A 24,876-nucleotide genomic window follows, 5' to 3' on the forward strand; every position below is an offset into this window, starting at 1 on the left:
TACGAGTATCACCAGTCACCTTAATCATAGTTAAACTATGACTAAAGTCATGGGTAGATTCGTGACTTTCTCCTCATGTGGATAGTTGATTTGAGTTCATAAGATAGTCGCATACCAACCACAAAATTACATGAGGTTATCAATGCAACTTAAATCATTATCTCTGTTAGCTGGCGCGATCGCTCTTACTTTAACCGCAACTGCAACTCCCTTTGTTGTCCAAGCTCAAAACACTCCAGCCTCTGCATTTCAAATTGCCCAAGCAGGTAAAAAAGGCCCCTGGGAAGCTTTAGGACTCACACAAGAGCAACAAACCAGAATTAGACAAATTCGGGAAAATGCTCGAACTCAAATGGAAGCAGTCTTCACCCCAGAACAAAAAGCCAAGCTAGAAGCAGCACGCCAGGAAAGACAAGCACGCCGAGCGCAAGGCCAAACTGGTCAACGTCCCGAAGCGGGAGCGCGTCGCGGAAAGAAAATGGCGGAATTGAATTTGACCGATGACCAAAAAGCCAGACTCAGAGCGATTAGAGAAGAGTCTAAAAAACAAATGGAAGCAGTTTTAACCCCAGAACAACGCACCAAACTACAAGAACTCAAAGCTAGTCGTCGTGAGCGTTGGCAACAACGTCGTCAACAAAATAGTAACTAGTTCTATATCCAACATACTCTCCCATTCAACCAGGATATTGGCATGAAACGCTTAATTGCTGCTGCTGTATGTGCTAGCGTTATTTTTCTACCAACAATTGCTTCTGCTGGCGAAGTTTATCGTCGTGAAGTGAATCAGGAACAACGTATTTACAACGGTGTTAGAAACGGTTCTATCACTCCAGTCGAACTGCGGAATTTACAACGTCGAGAAGCCGCAGTTGATGCTACTAGAAGACGTTACATACACAGTGGCAGAGGCTTAACAGTTAGGGAGCGTAGACAATTAAATCGTCGAGAAAATAATATATCTCGCACTATTTATCGCTACAAACACAATTAATCACCACTAATACTTAGTCAAGATGGGAAATTACCCATCTGACTGAATTAAACAAGACTTAATTAAAAAATTATGATGCAACCTCTTGCTGATACTTCTAATCCTACGCCTAATCTACAGAAATTTTTAGATTTAATTGATCGCGTCACCGCAGCCACAGGAAAAGATGTCCCAGCAATTGTGAATATAGAACAATTGCGATCGCTTCCTCCAGGTACTTTTGGCAGAAGTTGGGCTGATTTTCTCGACACTCATCAAATCCCACCCTTCACCACTGGCCCCCGACGCAAACAACTTCATGACGGCGTTCATGTCCTCACAGGCTACGGTACAGACCCCATTAATGAAGCAGAATTACAAGCATTTCTGTTGGGAGCTAAATTACAACTAGCCAATATGTTGTTAGGACTAGGACTATTACGTGTCATTCACCGCAATCTCAACTATCTTCAACAATTTAGCTGGGATAGACTATGGCGAGCTTATCAACGTGGTTGTCAGTCTCAATTTGACCCCGATACCTGGCAACCCGAACTGCTTTGGCATTTACCTTTAGCTGAAGTCCAAAAAATATTTGTCATAACTCCCAATTAACAGACTTCTTGCAGAAGAACGGGAACGGGGAAATGTTCCCTCCCCTTTCCCATTACCTAATACCAATTTTGGATTTTGGATTTTGGATTTTGGATTGAAAACCTAGATTATTAGCCTATTCCCAAATCTCGAAACCATACTACTTACCCCAATTTAGTATAACTCCCAACATCACAAAATCTTCCGTCACACCTCTAGTAAAGTTGAAAGTAATGAGCTATGAGTGGTTTAAAACTCCTAGCTCTTTTCGTATGTCTGAAGAATTTATCATTGGTAGTAAAGTCCGAGTCATAGCATTACCCCCCTATGTCAAAACCGCCGACCCCATGCCTATGCTACGTCCCCCTGATGTCATTCATATAGGTGAAGAGGGTATAGTTCTTGACCGTCGCCCCGGCGGCTATTGGGGTATTCGCTTTGCTAAGGGAGCTTTTCTTTTAGATAGTCAATACATTGAAAGTATAGACAAGCCGCCAGCCAGCAATGAGGCTGAAAGTTGAAATTGATTGAGGACGCGATCAATCGCGTCTTTAAAGAACTAAAAGTAAGAAGCACTTAAATATACCTACAGTTCTGAGCAAGAATGTAAACTTATGTAAAGTTGTCATTCTTATCTGCATTATGATTTCCCGACGCAATCTTTTGAATATATTTTTGGTTTGCTGTTTTACGGTTATCAGTTGGTTAAATTTCGCGCCTGTTACTCATGCACTAGGGGGGAAACTACCTGCAATTAATCAACCTGCACCGGAGTTTACTTTGCCGACTAATACAGGAGATGGCCAATTAGGGTTAGCTGATTTGCGTGGTAAGTGGGTAGTTCTGTATTTTTATCCCAAAGATTTTACATCTGGTTGCACGATTGAAGCCCGTCGTTTTCAGCAGGATTTACCTAAATATGTGGCGAAAAATGTCGAAATAGTCGGTGTTAGTGCTGATGATATCGATTCCCATGCCGAGTTTTGTGATTCTGAGGGGCTAAAATTTCCGCTTTTAGCTGACACTACCGGTGCTGTGAGTAAAGCTTATGGTTCTTGGCTGGGTTATTTATCTATGCGTCACAGTTTTATCATTGACCCACAAGGCATCCTCCGGGCTACTTTTGTTAAGGTTAATCCTTCTGTTCACAGTGCAGAAGTCCTGGCGACACTGGAAAAGCTGCAATCGGAAGCCTCTTAGAATTTTGGATTTTGGATTTTGGATTTTAAATTAAAGACTTAGGGAACACCAAAAAATAAATTATGCCAAATAAACAGCTTAGTAGGGTGCGTCAGTATGAATAATCTCTTGGTATAGTTAGGTTTTCTCGCACTGACGCACCCTACAGTTTGGATATTTTTTTATCTGGAAGCCCCTTAACAGCCGTACCCTGATTTTTCGTAGAAATCGGGGTTTTTTATATAAGTAGATTTTATGGATAGTATCAAGTTTTATATGTCAAGTCATCTTGATGTTTTGTAACGATATTGTTATATTTATTTACATAAGTTAACAAGTAAAGGAAAACGAAATGTACACCACCATTAACGAAAGCGGTCAACTCAATAACTACCCCACCGAACCTGAAATGTACTACGCTGCTTACCCCAATCAGGAACAGCAAAGCCGCTATGCACTTCAAGGTGCGATCGCGACTTTATTTGTGACTGCAATTATCTTGATCGGTTGTGGTGTCAGCTAATAACGACTGCACACATACCAAAGAATTTAAGAAAATCTAGTAGCTGTGAGGAATTAACAATGTTTGCACCTTTAGTAGTTTTAATCCGTAACCTGATGGGCAAAGTACAATTTAATCAATTGCGTGGTAAAGCGATCGCTTTACATTCGCAAGCGATCACTAATTTCTGTAATCGAATTGGTGTAGAATCCAAGGAAAGACAAAAGTTGATTCGTCTTGCCAAAGATAATGGCAAAAAGCTGGGTTTATTAGCTTAATTAACGTAAACCATCATTATCTATTGCGCTGTATGCGTCATTGGGAGCGAGTCCCAACCAAGGATCAGAACTGGGAGTGAGAAATAATTGTGCGTATACTTTTTCATTAAGTAACGCCACGTTATCAGTCTGATTACCTTCTACAAACCATTGATGAATTTGACTGTGCAGCATATATTCGTTTCTGACTGTATCTAAAGCCATTGCTGCTTCAAAATTCTGCACTAATCTGGGTAAATTATTCTGTTTAGTTTTAGCTTTGATTAAAGCCACACTATTATCATCTAATTGTGCCTCAACAGTATAAAGTTGAGCAATCCTATTCCAAGCATCTTCGTTGGTAATTCTGACTAGGTTATCGCGATCGCTGCTAGGTTGAATACTTCTCAGTAATGGACGTTCTACCATCATTTTAGATACTGCTATCGGTGCAGCAATTCCTGCTGTAGCTGGCTGACTCGGATTAACTGAAGCTGTGCGTTCAGGGGGAGACTGTATCCCTAATTTCGATAAATCAGCTCGCCATTGGGTTTCAATTGCTTGCAGGCGATCGCTATGGTATTTTTGTAAAAAAGCATTACGGTTTGCACTGGGAAGTCTGCTATATTCCTTAGCTGCAATTTCAGCTTGCTGGAGTTGTTTTAAAAAAGCTTTCGGCCCATACAATCCAGGAATAGCATCAATCGGACGACCGGAACTATCTAAAACGTAGTGAATACTATTACCTGTAATTGTCCGTTCTAACTTGCGACCATCGCCAAAATCAACTGTAACTTTAGGCGCAGGACGCACTGACTCCCAGTGGAGAATAAAACGGTCTTGCAGCATTTTGGATATTTCTGCATTGGGGTAAAGTGCGACTCTAAAAAAGCGACTATTCGCACAGCTTAAATCTTGGTCGAGTTTACCTAACAACCGCAGAGATAAAATCGGTTTACCACTAGCTTGAGCTGCTGCTTTAGCCTGTGCTAAATCTGTATACCAATATAAGCGAGAGGCGTAACAGTCTCGTTGCTGACAAAGTGCATCTAAAGCTGTCCTCACTTGAGGATCATTAAGTTGGTTAGCATGAATCTTTAGAAATCTTTGTAAGCCTTTCGATCCCTGTTTTCGCAATGTAGCAACTTCTTGAGATAGTTGAGATGGGGAATTTACCGGAGTGATAGCATCAGCAGGTTGGATGCAACTCAAGCTGAGGAATGCTAATACAAATAAATTTTTATAGCTGCTGATTTTCATATTATTTTCTCAAGTGCAAGGAGCATTACATAAATTAGGTGTAATATGCCAGTTATATGCACACCGTCTAACTAATAATGAAGGAACAAGCATTACCAAAGTTTCCAGCTACCAATGAGAACAGGGTAAATAATTCAAGGTTTGTAGTAAGGACTAAAGTCCTTTCTTGAGGACTAAAGTCCTTACTACGAACGCTATCTTATTATTTTGTTAAATAGCCTATTCTCATTTTCATTGGGACTGATTTTTGTGACTACCTAAACAAACTTGCTCATAACGTTGTCCGGCGATTTCCCAGGTAAATTGTTTTTCGACTAATTGTCTCCCGTTATGAGATAGTTCTGCTCTCAGTGATGGATGATCGAATAATTCACTAATCGCGTCAACGTATTCTGCGGGGTGATTGGCTCTCAATGCAGCTAATGGTACACCATCACCATCTACATTTAGTCCTTCTAAACCGCGATCGCTTGCTACTGTGGGTACACCCGCGGCCATAGCTTCCAGAGTTTTATTTTTGATGCCGAAACCTGTGCGTAATGGCACAACACACACAGTAGATTTATGTAGATAATCTGCCATCACAGGGACGCGTCCCAAGACTTTGACACCAGGAATTTTTTCTAGACTTAAAACCTCTGGTGTAGGTCTAGCACCTACAATACTAAAGGTTGCATCAGGATAACGGTTTTGCAGTTCTGGGAAGACAGCGAAGGCAAAAAATCTAGCTGCGTCGATGTTGTGGGAAGCATCCATCGCGCCGACAAAGATTAAACTGTGTCCCCCTGGGTCTTGGTGACGATAGGGAAATAAGTCTAAATCTACACCGTTGGGAATCACTTGAATGTCAATGTCAGGACGCAGTTTGAGGAATTCTTGGCGGTCATCTTCCGTGGTGACGACGATATTAGAAAATTTACTACAGTATCGCTGCTCGTAACGCTTCAAAACCAAGGTAAGATAGAGGCGATCGCGCAAAGCATTAGCAGCTGCACCCATTTCTAAATGATCCCGTATCCAGCCGTACACTGAACTATGCACATCAATCACCGTATTCACTTGATGGCGAAATTCGGGACGGATATAAATTTCATTGACACTGTGTTCACAGGTAATCACATCATATTTTTGTTCACGCACACAATTATCAACAAACGCCTGAATTTCCGGCGAATAGCGATGGAGAACATTCGGTGGTGTCGCCTTAGTGACTGATTCTAGGAAGCGTCCCGTTTTCGCCAACAACCCAGCCACAGGATTTTGAGATTGGGGATCTGGTGGTAAGGGGAAAATCAATAATTCATTAACATACTTGCGTAACTCTTCTACTTCCACATCAGACACACTTTTATTGTACTGAGTTACCAATGTCACATCATGATTTTGCTGGAGGTATTTCAGTAAATTAAAAGTTCTAATTTCCGTACCACCCCGACTTGGTGGATAAGGAAAAGTCGATGAAAGCATGAGAATACGCATAGATGAGCCTTAGATGGGTTAGTATTTTTTATAACTTTTATACTTTACTTGTAAAATATAGCGGCAAATCATCTCAATATTCAAATGTGCTATTGACTCATCAGCAAACCTCACCACTCACCATTCACTACTCAGCACGGGCTAAACGCCCCGCTTCCGCTAACAGCACTCAGCACTCACCACTTACCACTTTCACGCTAAGATTGCTGTAGGCAAAATCTAGATACTCTTGATATACTGACCGATTGACAAGTGTATAAATATTTTTATCTATGTAAACAATAGCGGTAATCAAAATCATCTGCATATTATGTAGGATTCCTACTAGATTTTTGAACAGATACGTAGATAAGTAAGGTGTGTTAGCGACAGCGTAACGCACCTAACACCAAGGCCTTTGGTGCGTTACGGCTAAAGCCTAACACACCCTACTGGACTACATATACTTAGATTTTCCTTCAAATAAAATCGGATTCCTATAAATAGATTTAAGCCAGGAATTTTATTTAATATTTTGCACCAAAAAAACTATGAATAATCAACCTTTACTCTCGATAATTACGCCAACCTTGGGAAAATTTTCTGATTATTGGTTAGAAAATCTGCTGAAAATAGAAGGTTCTGTGCAGTTTGTTTTAGTTTATCCGCCAAACGTAAAAATTAAAGCAATTGATGATCCTAGAGTCACAGCTATAGTTAGTCCCTATAAAGGAGAAATGCCACAGAGATTTGTGGGCTTACTCAATGCTCAAGGTAAATATATTTTAGCCTTAGATGATGATGATTATGTACATCCACAAGTTTGTTCAGCAGTCGAGAAATACTTTCACCGATTTCCTGAAAGTTGGGTTTTGAGATTACAAAAACTCAATATTGATATGAAGGACGAAGTGAGGATTAAACAAGCTTGGGAAGAAATTCCTGATGTTGACCAATTAGAAATTTGCAAAAAAACACCGGAAAACCCCTATCCTTATAATCAAGGTAACTTTCAAGGTTTATTAGAAGTTCCCATTGCACCTTTAGATAAAAACTTTGATTGGCGTTATTTATTCTGGCCTTTTATTAATAGAACTGATAATAATGGCTATCACTTTGAGAACTTTAATAATATTGTGTGGCGTAACGATATAATTCAGCAAGCATTACCAGAACTTTCCCAAGCCACCAAGGTTTTAGGTGCAGTAACCTGGATACCATCAAGCGGATTTGATAGATTATCTGGTTTATTTGTGCAAGCAAATTTATTTGAAAAAGATGCGATTATCGGTCACTGGATGCCAAAGCCAGAACAAATTAGATATATAGATAAAGACCCTGCTTTAAAGCCACCGAGATTTCATGTAATTTCTGATGTGTTGCTAGTGAAGCATTTCCCGAAATACGGTTATTTATGGAATTTGGTATTTAGTAAGCTTTATGGTGTTCCGAGAACAGTAGGAAAAGTAATGAAGTTGAAGTTAGGGAAGACACCACAGAAGTAATTGTGTATCTCTTTGGGAATAAATTTGCGATCGCTCGATATTAACTCACCACTGGTAACAATTAGAGCTACTATATAAGAGAGTGTGTAAATTATTGCTTATTGGGCTAGAGTAGTTAGGTTGTAGATGCTCTAAATTACCAGTATGGACACAAATGAATTAAAGTTCCTCTTAAAGCTATTGGGATTTTCCAACTATCGTGCTGGACTGAGTGCAAATGCCTTTAGTAGTTTTAAAGGGAAGGATAAAATTTGTCGAGCATTGGGCGATCGCGAACTGGTAGACTATTCCCGTGAGATTGCCACAGTTAAAATTTTATCTCCTGGTCAAGCCTTGCTGAAACTCCCACCAGGACAGTTACCCATCACCGACAAAGAACGGAAGGTGCTGGAGAAAATCAGTAGTGCTGGTAAAATCGCACCCAGCAAAATTACCTCAGTCAAAGCTGCTGAACGAGACGCGATATTCAAAACCCTCAGTGAACGGGGATTGATTGAAACTGAATTACAACGTAAAAAAAATGGGGCTGAGGTGTGGCTAACTGAAAGAGGAGTTGAATTTTTACGGGATGACTACACACCAAACAAAAGTTCTAATCCTGTTATCAGTCAAGAACTGCTGGGAAACTATCTCCGATTTTTACGCAAGACTTTGCGCGTTAAGCCAGAAACAGAATCTATTTTGTCTATTCCCACTGTTGAGTCATCAGTTGAAACGATTATCAATATCACTGATGAAGAAATTTTACAAACTATTGAGAAATTAGACAAAGAATTGGGTACACAAAATTATTTACCCATCTTTCATCTACGGCAAAAATTACAACCACCACTCTCACGCGATGAATTAGATCAAGCTTTGTATCGGTTGCAAAAGAATGATCTAATTGAACTGAGTACATTGTTAGATCCTACACCATATACAACAGAACAGTTAAATAGTGGTATTCCACAGAATATAGGTGGTTCGTTGTTTTTTCTCAGTGTTAATTAACACTTATCTTCATGATTTTGCCTTGTAGTTCAGGTTGCTCACTCACCAAAATTTAAATATGACATCAATTAACGAAATTATCAAACGCGAGATTAACCCTTTTGACCTTGTAAATTTAAAGTCAGGTAATTTTTGGAGTGAAAAACAAGGTTTTGAGTCTGTAGTTGAGTCAATTCATCAAGAAGCAATCAGTGAAATCGAAGCATTATTAGACTTGGTGGAGAAAGATCACCGTACCCGTACTGTTTTGCTTACAGGTGATTCTGGCTCTGGTAAAAGTTACCTACTAGCTAGACTAAAATTTAAGTTGAATTCTAGAGCTTTTTTTGCTTATGTAAGTCCTTGGCCTGACAACGATTATATTTGGCGGCACATTTTACGTTATACAGTTGATAGTTTAATCCAAATACCAGAAGGACAACAAGATTCTCAATTGATATTGTGGCTTAAAAGTTTATCTGCTTTTACTAAGCAAAGTCTCAAGAAGCGCATTTTTAATCATAATTTGTGGGAATTATTACTCAGTGATCGCCAAAACTTTATTAAGGAACTCAAGAAAACATATAAACAAGTAGGTATCTATAACCCTGACATATTTTTTGGCATACTGCATGACCTAACTGATCCTGAATTATATCCTTTGGCTTGCGAATGGTTGCGCGGCGACGACTTAAGTGAAGATTCAATGGCTGAATTAAAAGTTAAACACTGTATTGATAGTGAAGATGCAGCCAAAAATATTTTAGCTAACTTTGGTAAAATCTCTACTGACACTCAACCAATAGTTTTATGCTTTGATCAAGTTGAAAGCCAAGCAAATTGGGAGTCAAATCCTCAACCTATTTTTAATATTAATACTACAGTACACAATGATAATCTCAGGAATTTTCTCATTATCATAAGTATAGTTCAATCAGAATGGAGACAAAAAAGCAGCCGAATTTTACAATCAGATAAAGCTAGGGTAGATAAGCAGGTAATACTAAAACCTATTAATTTAAATCAGGCAGAATCACTTTGGATGTATCGTCTAAACTTTCTGCATCAAAGAGCAAATACCAAGCCTGATTCGCTTCTTTTTCCTTTAGATAAGGAATTATTGGAGAAAAATTTTCCAGGTGGTAAAACTCTACCAAGAAACACCTTAATTTTAGGTAGACATGAGTATCAAAGATATAAACTTTCTTTATTAGATAGTGACGAAACAGTTCCAACAAAACCTCCTGTTACTGTTCCATCCTTAAGACCAGAAGTAATAGATCCAAAAAAAGTTAATATACATCTAGTTAAAAAGCATGATGGTACGCTAATTATCCCTCCGCCTCCTCCACCTCCAGATAATCTTGAGCAAGTTCAGGCAGAGTTTCAACTACTATGGCAAAAAGAATATAAGAAAAATCAGGAGAAATATAGCAAGATTTCATTGTTATCATCACCTGATTTAATTGTAATGTTGCAACAAGCATTGATAGCCTTACAAATTCAGGAAATTAAGCTGAAACTATTAAGAGGTAACTATGCTAGTTATTCTTTGAGTTATCAAGAATCTGGTAAGAAAGAAAGAGTAGGTGTAGTATGGACTGAAGACGCAAGTATGACAAGCTTTTTTCATGTCATGAATGCTTGCCAGAGAGTTATTCAACAAAATTTATGTCACACCCTATATTTAATTAGACTCGCAGGAGTAGGAACATCAAGACTAGCTGGAAATCAGATATATCAGCAAATTTTTACCCACACTAACCATTATCACATAAGACCCAATCTTACTTCGGTTCACTATTTAGTAACATATCAAAATTTGGTCAACTCTGCGCTATCTCAAGAATTGGTACTGACAAGTCAACGTAGAGCAATTAGCTTACAAGAATTACAATCTTTAATTAGGCAGTCGAAAATTTTACACAAGTGTACTTTATTTCAGGAATTAGGAATTATTCCGAAAGAACAAACTAAGCCAGACAATGGTAATGATACAAGCAAGAATTTAAACCCAGTCAAAGATTTCTTATTGAATCTGGTGAAAACGCAAAGCTTTATGGGTGTACCTACTTTAATTAAAAATGCCGTTGATCAGTTTCCTAGTGTCAAAGAAAATGATGTTCAGCTACTAATTGATATGCTATGCCAAGAGAAGAGAGTAGAGATTATTAACCCAAAAGCTAAGTTTCAAGATAAATTAATCTGTCTGATTGCAAAATAGTCTGTTTGTATTATGTAACCTGAATCAATGCACTACCTGAAAGAAGCGACGGAAATAACAGATGTCATATCCCAATTAGCAACAGCTAAAACACTGTGGCTAGACACAGAAATTGCTCATTGTTATACATCTAATCCTCAACTATCGCTGATTCAGGTATTAGCTGAACCTACAGATAGAACAGGCGCATCAGCCTATATCCTAGATGTGTTGAATAAACATGATTTGGTGGAACATTTTATTAACCAAATCATGGTGAAACCTAACATCCAAAAAGTGTTTCACAATGCTGGTTTTGATTTAAAGTATTTAGGAAAAAAGCTGGCTAATAATATAACCTGTACTTACGAATTAGCTAGAAAAATTACACATAAACGCCTGCAAACAACCAACTTAAAATTAAAAACGTTAGCCGCAGAACTCTGTCATTTTGTAGATGTAGATGGAACAGAACAAGCTAGTGATTGGGGAAAACGTCCCCTCAGCCAAAAGCAGCTAAAATATGCAGCAATGGATACGGTTTATTTAGCGGCTGTTCATCGTCGCCTGTTGGAAATATCTAACCCTGGTGCTGTCAGTCAAATTTTTATAATTAATAACTTCTCAAAGCAGTTAACAGAAGATATGGAAAACCCATCTTTAAGCGTGACTAAAGTCCGCATTGCTTTTGAATGTCCTCGGCTGTTTTATTTAAATCATAAGTTTAGTGATAAAGCTATATTTCTACCACCAGATACAGCAATTGGTATTGGCAACCCTTTTCATCAATTAGCAGATAAATTTATTAAATTAGCGTTGATTGAGCCGCAATTTACAGATTTATTTAAACCAGCCGCATCACAGCTAAATACAGAATCAATTACTAGTGCAGTTCAACAACTGTTCTATCAGCTAGAGTTTTTTCCCTATCTACAACAAGCTATACAAAAAGATAGTGAACAGGGTAAGACACTTTTACAGGTATGGAATGGATTACAAGGATTGATTAGACGCTTTGTTGAGTTATTAGTGATTAATAGACGCTATTGTAATACAGATAAATTGATTAGTAACACTTTTCTGTCTACAGGACGTAACATTGAAAATTATTTCACTTTACCCAATGCTACGAAGCAATTAGTTAGAGGTGAATTTGATTGTTTAGTCTTTAATTTTGAAATAAATCGTCTATGTGTAGTGGAATTTAAAACTTATAAACCGGTAGATCCTGCTGCACAATTAGCTCAGGTTTCACTTTATAGTTATATGCTGCATCATCACAAAAAAGTCCCTGTTGATTCAGCAGTTTATTGTGTATTACCTGAATTTAAAGAATATCGTTATTCTTGGGAACAGCTAGAAAATACGGTAAATCAGCTAATTCCCCACAAATTGCTACAAATGCAGCAATGGTTAACTTGGGAATCACCCCATCCTAACCCACCACCACGCACAACTCAGCCCCATCTGTGTGAAATTTGTCCCCAAAAGCAAAAGTGCGGGACTTTTTTTGGTGATGCGATATTTGATCCCCCCCAACCCCCCTTAAAAACGGGGGAGAAAGAATCTGTTGATACCAAAATTGCGGAACCAACAACCAATGCTGATGACATGGGACAGGCTTTGGTAAATACCCTGCAATCTTTTAATGTTGCTGTGGAATATTTAGGTGCGGCTGTGGGGCCTGCTTTTATTAGGGTAAAATTGAAACCCAATTTGGGTGTCAGAGTGAATACATTGCTCAGATGTTCCAATGATTTACAGGTGCAATTAGGATTAACAGATAAACCATTAATTGCGCCACAGGCTGGGTATGTCAGTATTGATTTACCACGTTCAGATAGACAGGTTGCTAATTTTACAGATTATATTCAAAAACAAAATTTAAGTTCGACTGCACCAATGAAAATTGCTATTGGTGTAAGTCTAGAGGGAAAATTGCTAGAGGCTGATTTATCTGATCCTAATTCCTGTCACTTCTTAATAGGGGGGACGACTGGTAGCGGTAAGAGTGAGTTTTTGCGATCGCTCCTCCTCAGTTTACTATATCGTCATACCCCGCAAAATCTCAAAGTTGCTCTAGTTGACCCCAAACGCGTCACCTTTCCAGAGTTTGAGCGCATGGCTTGGTTACATTCGCCAGTTGTGAAAGATAGCGATCGCGCTACCGAACTTATGGAAGAATTAGTTTTAGAAATGGAATCTCGTTATCAGCAGTTTGAAAAAGCTGGCTGTGCTGATTTAACTACCTATAATCAGCGTTCTCATCAACCCTTACCGCGTACAGTTTGCATTTTTGATGAATACGCCGATTTCATGGCGGAAAAAGAAATCCGTAAAACTTTAGAACAAAGTATTAAACGTTTAGGCGCAATGGCGAGGGCGGCGGGAATTCATCTCATCATCGCCACCCAACGTCCTGAAGCTGGTATTGTCACCCCCATTATCCGTTCCAATTTACCTGGAAGAGTCGCTTTAAGAACCGCTAGTGAAGGCGACTCAAAAATTGTCTTGGGAGGTACAGAAACATCCGCCGCTTATCTATTAGGAAAAGGTGACTTACTCTACCAAATCGGCCCTCAATTACATCGTTTACAAAGTTTATTTGCTCAACAGATTCAGATATAAGACTGATATCGTTTTAAGAAGATATACTTAAGAGATTTTACTGAATTGCTATCATTTACCATTTCAGGTTACTGATAATTTAAAATATCCCTAACTTATCCGATAAATATTACTGTATTAACGCATAAATTACCGAAAAAACGAAAAGAATTAATTCATACATTTTAGAGACTAAAAACCAAGCAATACTTGTAAACCCAGGATAAACGGTGTATTTAGTACCTATTTTCATCACCATAGATTCTGGAATAAACTGCACAAAGCATAAGTATTTCTCATGGTTTTCTGGCAATCATCCAGGCTGAATAAAGATTGCGATCGCTGAAAAACCCTGTGCCTCAAAGCAATCTAGCCCTTGAAAACTCACAAATAATTGAGGATAGATAAATATTTCTCCAAAACTTATCTAACTTCATCCTGTAGGACTAATAAGAAACTGAAAAATAAATATATATAAACCTCTCACACCCCAATGGGAAGTACAAAAATGACTACTAAATTGCTGTCAATGATTGCCGTTAATCAACTAACACTAGTTGTTTATATTGATCAATATGGCTATTATCATTATGAAATAATTCACGGCAAAGGTGTTTTACAAAATACTGAGATATTCTATAATCAAAATGCTGCTGAATTAACAGGAATGTTATGTATAAATTCTATATTAAATTACTATAGATAGAATTTATCTATATTCCAGCTTAAGTAAGATTGCAGAATGATTAATATCACTTCAAAGCGACAAAGATTAAATTTTAGGGTTAACAACTACGGCAATTGAGTGCATTTGTGAATATTGTGAAATTTTAGAACCCCGGTTTCTTCAAGAAGGCGGGGTTCTCGCTTCACACAAATAGAGGCGACAGAGTACAGAGAAACCACCTTTGTGACTAATACTGTTTAAGAAGCAATTACGAATTACAAATTAGGAATTATCATGATGACGTGTTGCTATATACTCTATCGAGGTCATATTGTTGGCACAACTCTTTTAATTTACCTGTAAATATTAAATTTACCGGAATGTTCAATTAACTGGGAACGCGTCATCAGAGGAATCAAGCAATGGGATACGTAATTGCAACTGCAAATATGAAAGGTGGTGTAGGGAAAACAACCCTCACCGTAAATTTAGCTACTTGTTTAGCAAAAAATTACGGTAAAAAGGTACTAGTTCTGGATTTAGATACCCAAATCAGTGCTACGCTCAGTCTGATGTCACCTTTAGATTTTGCCAAACGTCGCAAACAAAGATTGACATTTAGATATCTGATTGATGAAGTGATCAACCCAGATCCTAAGTCTGAGCTAAACATCAACGATATCATCCAAACTCAGGTCTGTAATCTGTCAGAACTACATTTATTACCGGGAGATATCGACTTATATGATGAGTTTGTGGTGTCAGAAATGCTGCACAGACAAACAGTGGCTTTGGGGGAACAAGACTTTGAAACTGTGTGGAATCGGTTTGAACGTGTCTTGATTAATAACATTTTAAAACCAGTGCGTGAGCAGTATGATTTTATTCTTTTGGATTGCGCTCCTGGATACAATTTAATGACGCGTAGTGCTTTAGCGGCAAGTGATTTTTATTTACTTCCCGCTAAACCAGAACCTTTATCTGTGGTGGGAATTCAACTGTTAGAAAGACGCATTGGCCAGCTAAAAGACAGTCATGAACAGGAAGCCAAGATAAATATTAAAATGCTGGGAATTGTTTTCAGTATGTGCAACACCAATTTACTTACGGGTAGATATTACAAACAAGTGATGCACCGCGTTGTAGAAGATTTTGGTGTTGAACAAATTTGTAAAGCCCAAATTCCAGTAGATATTAATGTTGCAAAAGCTGTTGATAGTTTTATGCCGGTTGTCTTAAATTCACCCCAGTCAGCAGGTTCTAAAGCGTTTATGCAGTTAACTCAAGAGTTGTTGCAGAAGTTGTAGGGGACTGGGTATTGGGGACTGGGGACTGGGAAGAAATTCTAATTTATCTCTTTCCTATCTCCATACCAGATAAGGCAGAAATGCAGCGATCGCACCATAACAGATGCTCTTGATATTCTGCTATGCTTTGATTGCTACTGTTGATTGTTGCTCATCTTTTGACCATTTTCAGCATTATATTGAGGGTGGTAATAATCATCGGGGTCATAGCCAACGTCACCTACAAAACAGAAAGAGGTGGCTAAATTAAAAGTTCTCTTTTCAAAAATAAAACTTTGTGATGGTGGCATTTTGATAAAGTCATTTTTAAACTTATGCCATTCTCTCTGGTTATACATATCTCTAGAAGAATGTAGCTGTTCTAATTCTTCAATAAATTTATCTTTTTCGATAATTATTGTTTGTTCATTTTGTTCTTCAAATTTAAAATAAATTTCTTCTAAGATTTTTCGCATTTGACCTGTATATCTGCCAGCTAAAGCGAGAAACGCAATTAAGGTTTGCTTCACTTCTATTTCTGGTTCTTGCTGCCATGTTATATCGTTGGGTGTGGGTGTCCAGATAATTTTGATAATTTTGCAAATATTAATTAGGCGTTTAGGTATTGCTACTTCTTGCTGTGGGTTTAGTTCCATACCAGTGATGTTACTAGTAATTTTTTATGCCGTTGTAGTAATTGTTCACTGTTAATATTTGATTGTAAATAGTTTTACAAGTTTGTTTACAAGTAAGGGTATGGGGGTGTAGAGGAATATGAGAAAGCAATATGTATTTTTGCTTTCTTAAAAGGCTTGAATGCTTTCTTATGTCAGTAGATTCACCAAACAATAAGACAAATCAAAGGATGCTCTTGGGATTCTCCTACAGTAGTAGAATAATTCCAACAGCGATCGCCATTAAACTAAAATCAAGATGGTTTAATCAAGGCATGGGTAGGAAATTGAGCAATGGTCACAGAAACAATTACGCTGCAAATTCCACAAATACTCTATCAGCGTTTAGTCAACACTGCCCACGCTCAACGTCGTCCCATTGAAGAGGTAATAGTTCATGCTTTGCAGGTAGGAAGTCCACCAGCATGGGATGATGTACCAGAGGAATTTCAAGCTGATATCGCAGCTTTAGATAAACTAGATGACAATAGTTTGTGGCAAATTTTCCGCAGTTGCAAAACAGCAGAGCAAATGGAGCGATACGACTGGCTGCTGGAGCGTAATTCTAGTGGTAATATAACAGATGCAGAAAAATTAGAACTCATAAAACTGCGTCACGAAACTGACCGTTTTATACTGTGTAAAGCCCAAGCTGCTGTTTTACTCCGTTGGCGAGGCCATCATCTGCCAAGTTCTTAAAATATTGTGTCTAAATACATTCCTGAAAGTTTAAAAACTCAAATAGCTGCTATTGATAAAGGGCGTTGCTGTTATTGCTTAACTACTGAAGCTAATAGCAGCATTCCTATGAGTTATGATCATATTCAGCCCCGTTCAAAAGGTGGTGAAACTACCTTTAATAATCTTTGTTTGGCTTGTCGGTCTTGCAATGAATTTAAAGCTGATGCAACAGAAGCCATAGATCCTTTGAGTGGAGAAAAAACACCTCTATTTAATCCACGTCAACAAAGATGGTCTGAACATTTTACTTGGAATTATGATTCTACAAAAGTTGAAGGTTTAACTACTATTGGTAGGGCTACTATTGTTTGTTTACGAATGAATAATCCAGTTATAGTTGTTGCCCGACGACGTTGGACAATTAGTGGTTGGCATCCTCCTGATGATGTATTTTAACTTGAGTTTTATAGTCTTTTTTGACCTCTCCCCTTGGCAGACATACTGCACTCAAACGAAACACTCTGTATCCGCTTACCAAATTTGACTTAAATCTAAAACAAATCCTGGTAATATATCTTCATCGCTTAATGTCGAAGGATTATCTAATTCTTCTACAGCTTTTTCAGGACGATAAATAAATACTTTTTGTTGTTTTCTATCGATTAACCAACCTAATTCTGTACCATTAGCTATATATTCTGCCATTTTTTCTTGTAATGTCTTCAAATTATCTGTCTCTGAACGCAATTCCACTACAAATTCAGGACAAATAGGGGCAAACCTCTTTCTTTGTTCTACAGGTATTGTTTCCCATCTGGCTTTTTTTATCCAGGCTGCATCAGGAGAACGCACTGCACCGTTAGGTAAGGTAAAACCACCGCTAGAACCAAAACCTACACCTGTACCATCTTGCTTTGTCCATATCCATAATTGGCCAGTTAAATTAAAATTGCGTTCATCTGTTTCTGAGCCTGTGGGGGGCATAATCAATAATTCTCCCTGGTGATTACGTTCAATGCGAAAATCACGGTTTACTTGACAGAAATCAAAAAGTTGCTCATCACTTACGATGATGTTTGGTTGCATTTTCAACACCATTCCTAAGAAGTCTGTGGTTACAGGTGATTGGGTATTCATCATCGAAACCTCTGGGTCTGAAACCCCGTCCTTATAGGACGGTTTTGTGCTAGAGTTAAGTACATACCGAGGGACATCCGGGAATTTAAGTCTGTGGAGCAAACATAAGACCGAAAAACCTTTGGGGTGGAGGCAGTTGCTAAGAAGCAGAAATCTAAGCCGTGAGACTTAGAGAATCCTTGTACCTTTAAGTTAAGGAGTATGTCAACTTGGAAAATATAAATTCCTATATGAATGTAGAAACGTTTGATCAAACGTCCCTACATTCATGTTAAACCTCTTTTAAAACTCACCAGCTAAGGCGGGAATGCACCTTTCGCACAATAAAGGATGCTCTTGTGATTCTCCCACATGGGTTGAGTAGTTCCAGCAGCGATCGCATTTTTCGCCGTCTGCATTCACTACGCCAATTCCCCAATTATCAGATTGCAAGTTATATTTCACAGTTGGCAATTTCTCCGGTGAATCTAATAACTCAACCTGGGAAGTGAGGAATAAATAACGCAGTTCATCGATACCGTTACCGCTAACAGGATTTAATGTTGCAATGGCGGTACGTGCTTTGTCATCGCTGACGTAAATTAAAGCTTTCGCTTCTAGGGAAGAACCAATCATTTTTTCTACCCTAGCTTGTTCTAAAACCTTGTTTACATCAGTCCGCAACTGACGTAATTGTTGCCAAGATTCCGCCAACTCTGTATTATGCCATTTATCTTCTAGTTTCACCCAACCAGCTTGAAATACTGATTTGTAGGGTGTTTTGTAGGGGAGATATTGCCAGATATCTTCAGCAGTATGGCAGAGAACAGGTGCGATCGCTCGTGCTAAATTTTCTAAGGCGATGTGGATGACTGTTTGGCAACTGCGACGACGGAAAGAATTTGGCGCACTGATATATAGCCTATCTTTCGCTACATCTAAATAGAAGTTAGATAAATCCACCACACAGAAATTCTGTACAGTTTGGAAGAACCGGAAGAATTGGAAACTTTCAAAAGCTTCTGTTACTTCTAGGAACACTTCCCGGATGCGGTGCAGCATATATTTATCTAACTGCGGTAACTCCTCAAAAGGAATTGCATCTTTTTCGGGGTCAAAATCATGCAAACTTCCCAGCAAGAACCGCGCCGTATTGCGAATCTTACCGCGCACATCGTTGAGTTGCTTAATGATATTTTTCCCAATGCGGACATCACCGGAGTAGTCTACCGAAGATACCCACAATCTCAGTACATCTGCACCATAAGCTGGATCTGATTTTTGATTTTTCCCGCCTTCAATGATGGCATTGGGATCAACCACATTTCCTTCTGATTTACTCATTTTCCGACCTTGTTCATCCAAAGCAAAGCCGTGAGTTAACACAGTTTTGTAAGGTGCAATGCCATTTACCGCTACACTAGTCAGCAAACTCGACTGAAACCAACCGCGATGTTGGTCAGAACCTTCTAAATATATATCAGCTGGGTAACGTAACTCTGGACGCTGCTTGACTACAGAAGCCCAAGACGAACCAGAATCAAACCACACATCCATTGTGTCAGTACCGCGACGGTAAGACCGACCATTATTTCTGTAAGACTCTGGTAATAATTCCTCTACCGACAACTCCCACCAAGCATCAGAACCTTTTTCGGCAATGATAGCTTGCACATGATTAATCGTTTCCTCATTGAGTAAAGGTTCACCCGTTTCCTCATCATAGAATACCGGAATTGGCACACCCCAAGAACGCTGACGAGAGATACACCAATCAGAACGTTCCGCCACCATTGGCGTGATGCGATTTTCACCTTGGGCTGGTATCCATTTTACAGATGCGATCGCCTTTAATGCGTCCTCTCGAAATCCCGCCACCGAAGCAAACCACTGTTCAGTCGCCCGGAAAATCGTCGGCTTCTTCGTCCGCCAGTCATAAGGATACTTATGCGCGTAAGCCTCCTCCTTCAACAGCGAACCCGCAGCCGTCAACGCATCAATTACCGCCTGATTCCCATCACCCAGGACATTCAACCCAGCAAACTGTCCCGCTTCCTCAGTAAAATTACCATGATCATCCACAGGCGCAAGAATCGGCAGACCATAACGCAAACCCACAATATAGTCTTCTTGACCATGACCAGGCGCAGTATGCACCAACCCAGTACCCGATTCAGTAGTGATATAATCACCACCCACCACCACCGGACTTTCCCTATCAAACAAAGGATGACGGTAAGTAGTATGTTCTAAATCCTGCCCTTTGAATGTGGCTTTTACAGTCAAATCCGCCGAGATAGTAGCAGCCAACCGTTCCACCAACTCAGCCGCCACGATGAGATATTTGAACTTACTTTGCGCCTCTGCGTCTTTGCGTGAGATTTCCACCAAAGCATAATTCAACTCGCCATTAACCGCTACCGCCAAATTCCCCGGAATAGTCCAAGGAGTAGTAGTCCAGACAGCCACACCCAAATCAGGCAAATACTCACCCAAAACAGGCTTAACCGCCTCAGCCAACCCCGTCACCGGAAAAGCCGCGTAAATACTTCTGGAAGTATGACCTTCAGGATATTCCAACTCCGCCTCAGCCAAAGCCGTCTGAGAACTGGGACTCCAGTGAACTGGCTTCAAACCCCGGTAGATGTAACCTTTCAAGTACATCTGGCCAAACACCCCAATTTGCGCCGCCTCATATTCCGGCTTCAGCGTCAAATAAGGATTATCCCAGTCACCCCAAACCCCATAGCGTTTAAAACTCTTGCGCTGGTCATCAACGGTCGCCAAAGCAAATTCCTTCGCTTTTTGCCGCAATTGCAGAGGTGTTAAATTTTGCCGTTCTGCCGACTTGAGATTTTGCAAAACCTTCAATTCAATTGGCAAGCCATGACAGTCCCAACCAGGCACATAACGCACCTTCCGCCCTTGTAGCAGTTGGTAACGATTAATAATATCTTTGAGAATTTTATTTAAGGCATGACCAATATGAAGTGAGCCGTTTGCGTAGGGAGGCCCATCGTGCAGTATAAATAATTCGCCTGGGTTATTTTGCGACAGGCTCTCAAAAATTTGATTCTCTTCCCAGAACTTTTGAATTTCAGGCTCACGCTTGATGGCATTCGCCCGCATATCAAAACTAGTCTTGGGTAAATTTACAGTATCTTTGTAACTTCCGGTTTCTGTCACAGCTTCATGCCTAAGATTTTATGTGTACAGGTTCTATCAATTATAGAAGATGGCAGGAAGTCCCAAATTAGCGATTTTTCCAAGAGTGAGCTTTTCTCAACTTCATATTGAGTTAGGTAAAACCCGTTGTAGAAAATGCTTGGTAGCGAGTTGATACTTCAAAATGGGATAGACATAATTTGATTTACCCATTCCTCAGCAGTAGATGCTTCCCAAACGATAATGAGTGAATCAATTGCATCACTGATAGGCAGATTTTGAGACAGAATCAAAACCCCAAAACTGGTTTTTGACATAATGAAATTTCCAAACTCACCAGGCATAGTTGTGCGGTCATGGGTTACAAGTACCCTGCTATCCTGTGCAGCTATCATTAATACCTCTGAGTCTTGCTTTCCTTCCAGTCCAGCAGCATTGGCTGATTGAAAGTCAATATTTGGTTGTCTGCGTAGTACACCAGTCACTATCGCTTGTTTGAGATCCGCATCTGCTTGAAATTTGACTAACCTCATATCTGCTTCTGCTTATGGGTTTGGGCTGCCTGTAATTTTTGATAAAGAAGCAGATTCTTATCTCTTAAGGATTGTTGTAGTTTGGCAAACTCTGCCTCACCTTCCCTTAAGTAAGCATCAACTAGCTCTCGGTTGGCAAGATAGAAAGCAATCGCACCATACACTTGTTCTAAAGAAAGTAACGGAAAATTCTGGGCAATATTTTCCGGTGAATCTCCATTTAAGAAAGCGTAAACCACAGAATCCAGGGAAATACGAGTACCTGCGAGCCAATATCCTTGATCCCGTTGTTCAATATAGTTTTTAACTGGGGTTGGTGATGTGGTCATAACAGTGCAGACTATATTTATTGAAATATTAGGCGATCGCCTCATCTCATTCCAATTCACTAAAATTCTGATACAGATACAAACCCAAAAACCTCTGTCAAGTCAGGATTTATCAATTGCGAATTGCGAATTGCGAATTGCGAATTGCGAATTGGTATCATTCCAAGAACAGCAAGAATTTCACCCTTTGAGAAAATGCCTGCTGACGACGAATAGCAAGTAAGGATGGTCAGCATCAAGACATCGCTGGCAACTCTAATAAAAATTAAACCCAACATAATATCAGGTTAATGTTGGGTTTCACTATATCAACTAGTCTGATTATCTGACGGTAACGCTCCCGGTGGTGCTTCGGCTGGGGGAGCTAACACCGCATCTGGGGCAATTTCTTCTACAGGAATTGGTGTTTTCTCCTCAGCCTCATTATGTGGTTGAGCAGCTTCCACCAGTTCGGGGGATGGGGGATGGGGTGGAATTACTTCTGGTACAGTTTCAGTTTGCGGTTCTGTTTCAGTTGTCGCCGCTACTTCTGTAGGTTGTTCTGCGGCGACAGTTGGGGATTCAGGTTCAGTAGTAGTAACAGGCTCTTGGGTTGGTGTTTCTGTATTGTCGATAATCTCCACAGTAGGTTTTGTTGTGGTTTCTGGCTCTGGAGTTGTGGTTTTTGGAGTAGTCGGTTTTTGAGTGCGGTTTTTCAAGCCACCGAACAAACCACTGACAGCTTGCTGCAATTGCGCCAAAGGTTGGGGTAAAGACAACTTATTAGTCTGTTCCTGTAGTGTGGTTTTCACCGCTTCTGAACTAGGAACTGGAGTTTGTTGTAGTAAGGGAGTCACCTGACGACGTAAAGAGAGAGTTTGCCAACCAAACCACACCAAAAGAGCCACACTAGCCACATGACCCAATAGCAAACCTCCAGAAATACGAGGAGCAAACACCCATAAAACTAGGGCGTAGAATAATCCCACACCACTCCAAATAAAATCATTCTTGCGGTGGATTTCTGGGAAAAAGAAAGCTGATATGTAGAGGGCTAAACTACCAAGGCCAACCACCAAAGCTAGGACATTTGCCAGCATTTTTGCTTACTCCTTTTACTAGGGAATGGGGACAGGGGGCAGGGGGCAGAGAGCAAGGCGGTCTTGGGCTTTGCCCAAGTGGAGCAATTGCGGAGGGGCAGGGGACTTTCTCCTTGTCTCCCTGCACCCCTGCGCCTCTGCTTTCAGTCCCCAGTCCCTAATAAAAGCAAATTTTACAAATTAATTGTTGACTTAGATACAAATTAAAACTATTGAACGGTGTTCCTAGTGAGCTTTTATTGTTTAGATTAACTCTTAATGTCTTCTTTAGGGGAGAAGAGAAGAACTCAGACTACCCTTAAAGATGAAAGAACCTGCAAGAGTTAGCCAAACATAGTTTATGACACTACAAAGCTTTGGTGTGATTGGTTTAGCCGTTATGGGCGAGAACATCGCTCTAAACGTTGAGCGTAATGGCTTCCCAATTGCAGTTTATAATCGCTCCAGAGAAAAAACCGATGCTTTCATGGCACAGCGTGCCGGAGGCCGCAACGTTAAGGCTGCTTTTACCTTAGAAGAATTTGTTGCCGCTCTAGAACGTCCCCGCAAGATTCTAGTGATGGTGCAAGCTGGTAAACCAGTTGATGCGGTCATTCAGCAACTAAAACCCCTGCTCGATGAAGGCGATATCATTATTGACGGTGGTAACTCTTGGTTTGAAGATACCCAAAGACGTACTCAAGAATTAGAACCCGTTGGTTTACGCTTTTTGGGTATGGGTGTCAGTGGTGGTGAAGAAGGCGCGCTCAATGGCCCTTCACTGATGCCTGGTGGTACACAAAGTTCTTATGAGTATCTGTCCCCAATTTTCAACAAAATTGCGGCTCAAGTTGATGATGGCCCTTGTGTAACCTACGTTGGCCCTGGTGGCTCTGGTCACTATGTCAAAATGGTACACAACGGTATTGAGTACGGCGATATGCAGTTAATTGCAGAAGCCTACGATTTGCTGAAAAATGCTGGTGGACTCAACGCACAACAGCTACATGAAGTATTTGCTGAGTGGAACACCACAGACGAACTCAATTCTTTCTTGATTGAGATTACAGCTAATATCTTCCCCTACGTTGACCCCGACACCAAGAAACCCCTTGTTGATTTGATTGTTGATGCAGCCGGTCAAAAGGGTACTGGACGTTGGACAGTACAAACTGCTTTAGAATTGGGCGTTTCTATCCCCACCATTACAGCAGCCGTAAATGCGCGGATTATCTCTTCTATTCGTGATGAACGGATTGCTGCATCTAAGCAGTTAACAGGCCCCAGTGGCAAGTATGACGGTGCTACCAAAGACTTTATCAATAAAGTCCGCGATGCGCTCTACTGCTCCAAGATTTGCTCCTACGCTCAAGGGATGGCACTGCTATCTACAGCTTCCTCAACATTTAACTGGAATTTGAATCTGAGCGAATTGGCGCGAATTTGGAAAGGTGGTTGTATTATTCGCGCTGGCTTCTTGAATAAGATTAAGAAGGCATTTAACGAAAATCCTGCATTGCCTAACTTGTTACTGGCTCCTGAATTTAAACAAACAATTCTCGACAGACAAGCAGCTTGGCGGGAAGTAATTATCACAGCTGCCAAACTCGGTATCCCTGTACCTGCGTTTAGCGCGTCCTTGGATTATTTTGACAGCTATCGTCGCGATCGCCTACCCCAAAACCTCACCCAAGCACAACGCGACTACTTCGGCGCGCACACCTACCTGCGTACCGATAAAGCTGGTGCATTCCACACCGAATGGGTTCCTATTACTGAAGCTAAAAAGTAAGTTTGTCATCCTTTCAATCCTGAACTGATTTAAGAGTGGCTCTAATATTTTAGAGCCACTTTTTT

23 protein-coding genes and 1 pseudogene are annotated in these 24,876 nt (G+C 40.0%); 15 read left to right on the forward strand and 9 right to left on the reverse strand.

Annotated features, from left to right (window positions below; translation table 11 throughout):
- The first annotated feature begins 142 nt into the window (after nt 1-142).
- The 7 genes from CLI64_RS19660 (at nt 143) to CLI64_RS19690 (ending at nt 3,526) form a co-directional block, all read left to right on the forward strand.
- Nucleotides 143-652, forward strand: coding sequence for a Spy/CpxP family protein refolding chaperone (locus tag CLI64_RS19660; protein WP_103138786.1), 510 nt, complete (start codon nt 143-145; stop codon nt 650-652).
- 42 nt (nt 653-694) lie between these two features.
- Complete coding sequence (locus CLI64_RS19665) at nt 695-994, forward strand: hypothetical protein (RefSeq protein WP_103138787.1); 300 nt, start codon at nt 695-697, stop codon at nt 992-994.
- A 72-nt stretch (nt 995-1,066) separates the two neighbouring features.
- Complete coding sequence (locus CLI64_RS19670) at nt 1,067-1,588, forward strand: Coq4 family protein (protein ID WP_225977395.1); 522 nt, start codon at nt 1,067-1,069, stop codon at nt 1,586-1,588.
- 251 nt (nt 1,589-1,839) lie between these two features.
- Nucleotides 1,840-2,088: a regulatory protein SipA gene (gene sipA, locus CLI64_RS19675; RefSeq protein WP_103140802.1), complete on the forward strand. Its 249-nt coding sequence runs from the start codon at nt 1,840-1,842 to the stop codon at nt 2,086-2,088.
- A gap of 121 nt (nt 2,089-2,209) precedes the next feature.
- The gene (locus CLI64_RS19680) at nt 2,210-2,767 is read left to right on the forward strand and encodes a peroxiredoxin (protein WP_103138788.1); all 558 of its coding nucleotides are present in this window, start codon (nt 2,210-2,212) and stop codon (nt 2,765-2,767) included.
- A gap of 331 nt (nt 2,768-3,098) precedes the next feature.
- A complete protein-coding gene (psb34, locus tag CLI64_RS19685; protein ID WP_103138789.1) occupies nt 3,099-3,269 on the forward strand; it encodes a photosystem II assembly protein Psb34 in 171 nt (56 codons plus the stop codon).
- A 59-nt stretch (nt 3,270-3,328) separates the two neighbouring features.
- A complete protein-coding gene (locus tag CLI64_RS19690; protein ID WP_103138790.1) occupies nt 3,329-3,526 on the forward strand; it encodes an electron transporter in 198 nt (65 codons plus the stop codon).
- Here CLI64_RS19690 and CLI64_RS19695 read toward each other — a convergent pair whose 3' ends face one another.
- Together CLI64_RS19695 and CLI64_RS19700 are read right to left on the reverse strand one after the other, a co-directional pair.
- Nucleotides 3,527-4,765, reverse strand: coding sequence for a hypothetical protein (locus CLI64_RS19695; RefSeq protein WP_103138791.1), 1,239 nt, complete (start codon nt 4,763-4,765; stop codon nt 3,527-3,529).
- A gap of 231 nt (nt 4,766-4,996) precedes the next feature.
- Entirely contained in the window at nt 4,997-6,244 is a 1,248-nt protein-coding gene (locus CLI64_RS19700; protein WP_103138792.1) for a glycosyltransferase family 4 protein, read from the reverse strand.
- A gap of 530 nt (nt 6,245-6,774) precedes the next feature.
- Between CLI64_RS19700 and CLI64_RS19705 the strand changes: the two genes are divergently transcribed.
- From CLI64_RS19705 to CLI64_RS19730, 5 genes are all read left to right on the forward strand, one after another.
- Complete coding sequence (locus CLI64_RS19705) at nt 6,775-7,728, forward strand: glycosyltransferase family A protein (RefSeq protein ID WP_103138793.1); 954 nt, start codon at nt 6,775-6,777, stop codon at nt 7,726-7,728.
- 144 nt (nt 7,729-7,872) lie between these two features.
- Entirely contained in the window at nt 7,873-8,721 is an 849-nt protein-coding gene (locus tag CLI64_RS19710) for a transcription factor RcaD (RefSeq protein ID WP_103138794.1), read from the forward strand.
- 58 nt (nt 8,722-8,779) lie between these two features.
- On the forward strand, nt 8,780-10,924 hold the full coding sequence (locus tag CLI64_RS19715; protein WP_103138795.1) for an ATP-binding protein: 2,145 nt from the start codon (nt 8,780-8,782) through the stop codon (nt 10,922-10,924).
- Nucleotides 10,925-10,951: 27 nt separating this feature from the next.
- Complete coding sequence (locus CLI64_RS19720; RefSeq protein WP_103138796.1) at nt 10,952-13,531, forward strand: DNA translocase FtsK; 2,580 nt, start codon at nt 10,952-10,954, stop codon at nt 13,529-13,531.
- A 1,068-nt stretch (nt 13,532-14,599) separates the two neighbouring features.
- Nucleotides 14,600-15,484 (forward strand): ParA family protein, encoded by an 885-nt coding sequence (locus tag CLI64_RS19730; protein WP_103138798.1) that lies wholly within the window; start codon nt 14,600-14,602, stop codon nt 15,482-15,484.
- A gap of 134 nt (nt 15,485-15,618) precedes the next feature.
- On the opposite strand, the gene CLI64_RS19735 is transcribed toward CLI64_RS19730, so the two are convergent.
- Nucleotides 15,619-16,119, reverse strand: coding sequence for a hypothetical protein (locus tag CLI64_RS19735; RefSeq protein ID WP_103138799.1), 501 nt, complete (start codon nt 16,117-16,119; stop codon nt 15,619-15,621).
- Nucleotides 16,120-16,301: 182 nt separating this feature from the next.
- Nucleotides 16,302-16,349, reverse strand: a pseudogene (locus CLI64_RS32210) (hypothetical protein); the annotation flags it as partial.
- 82 nt (nt 16,350-16,431) lie between these two features.
- Here CLI64_RS32210 and CLI64_RS19745 point away from each other — a divergent pair.
- Together CLI64_RS19745 and CLI64_RS19750 are read left to right on the forward strand one after the other, a co-directional pair.
- Complete coding sequence (locus CLI64_RS19745; protein ID WP_103138800.1) at nt 16,432-16,836, forward strand: hypothetical protein; 405 nt, start codon at nt 16,432-16,434, stop codon at nt 16,834-16,836.
- Nucleotides 16,837-16,842: 6 nt separating this feature from the next.
- The gene (locus CLI64_RS19750) at nt 16,843-17,274 is read left to right on the forward strand and encodes an HNH endonuclease (protein ID WP_103138801.1); all 432 of its coding nucleotides are present in this window, start codon (nt 16,843-16,845) and stop codon (nt 17,272-17,274) included.
- 75 nt (nt 17,275-17,349) lie between these two features.
- Here the strand turns inward: CLI64_RS19750 and CLI64_RS19755 are convergent, their stop codons facing one another.
- From CLI64_RS19755 to CLI64_RS19775, 5 genes are all read right to left on the reverse strand, one after another.
- Complete coding sequence (locus CLI64_RS19755; RefSeq protein WP_103140803.1) at nt 17,350-17,955, reverse strand: Uma2 family endonuclease; 606 nt, start codon at nt 17,953-17,955, stop codon at nt 17,350-17,352.
- 282 nt (nt 17,956-18,237) lie between these two features.
- Nucleotides 18,238-21,120 carry an isoleucine--tRNA ligase gene (gene ileS / locus CLI64_RS19760; protein WP_103138802.1) on the reverse strand — a complete coding sequence of 961 codons (2,883 nt, stop codon included), beginning with the start codon at nt 21,118-21,120 and terminating at the stop codon, nt 18,238-18,240.
- A 158-nt stretch (nt 21,121-21,278) separates the two neighbouring features.
- A complete protein-coding gene (locus CLI64_RS19765; RefSeq protein ID WP_103138803.1) occupies nt 21,279-21,632 on the reverse strand; it encodes a DUF5615 family PIN-like protein in 354 nt (117 codons plus the stop codon).
- The gene (locus CLI64_RS19770; RefSeq protein WP_103138804.1) at nt 21,629-21,961 is read right to left on the reverse strand and encodes a DUF433 domain-containing protein; all 333 of its coding nucleotides are present in this window, start codon (nt 21,959-21,961) and stop codon (nt 21,629-21,631) included. The genes CLI64_RS19765 and CLI64_RS19770 overlap by 4 nt, the downstream gene beginning before the upstream one ends.
- A gap of 308 nt (nt 21,962-22,269) precedes the next feature.
- Complete coding sequence (locus CLI64_RS19775) at nt 22,270-23,040, reverse strand: Ycf66 family protein (protein ID WP_103138805.1); 771 nt, start codon at nt 23,038-23,040, stop codon at nt 22,270-22,272.
- Between the two features lie 340 nt (nt 23,041-23,380).
- Here CLI64_RS19775 and gndA point away from each other — a divergent pair, with 340 nt between their 5' ends.
- A complete protein-coding gene (gndA, locus tag CLI64_RS19780) occupies nt 23,381-24,811 on the forward strand; it encodes an NADP-dependent phosphogluconate dehydrogenase (RefSeq protein WP_103138806.1) in 1,431 nt (476 codons plus the stop codon).
- The last annotated feature ends 65 nt before the right edge of the window (nt 24,812-24,876 follow it).

Source organism: Nostoc sp. CENA543 (assembly GCF_002896875.1).
GTDB lineage: Bacteria > Cyanobacteriota > Cyanobacteriia > Cyanobacteriales > Nostocaceae > Trichormus.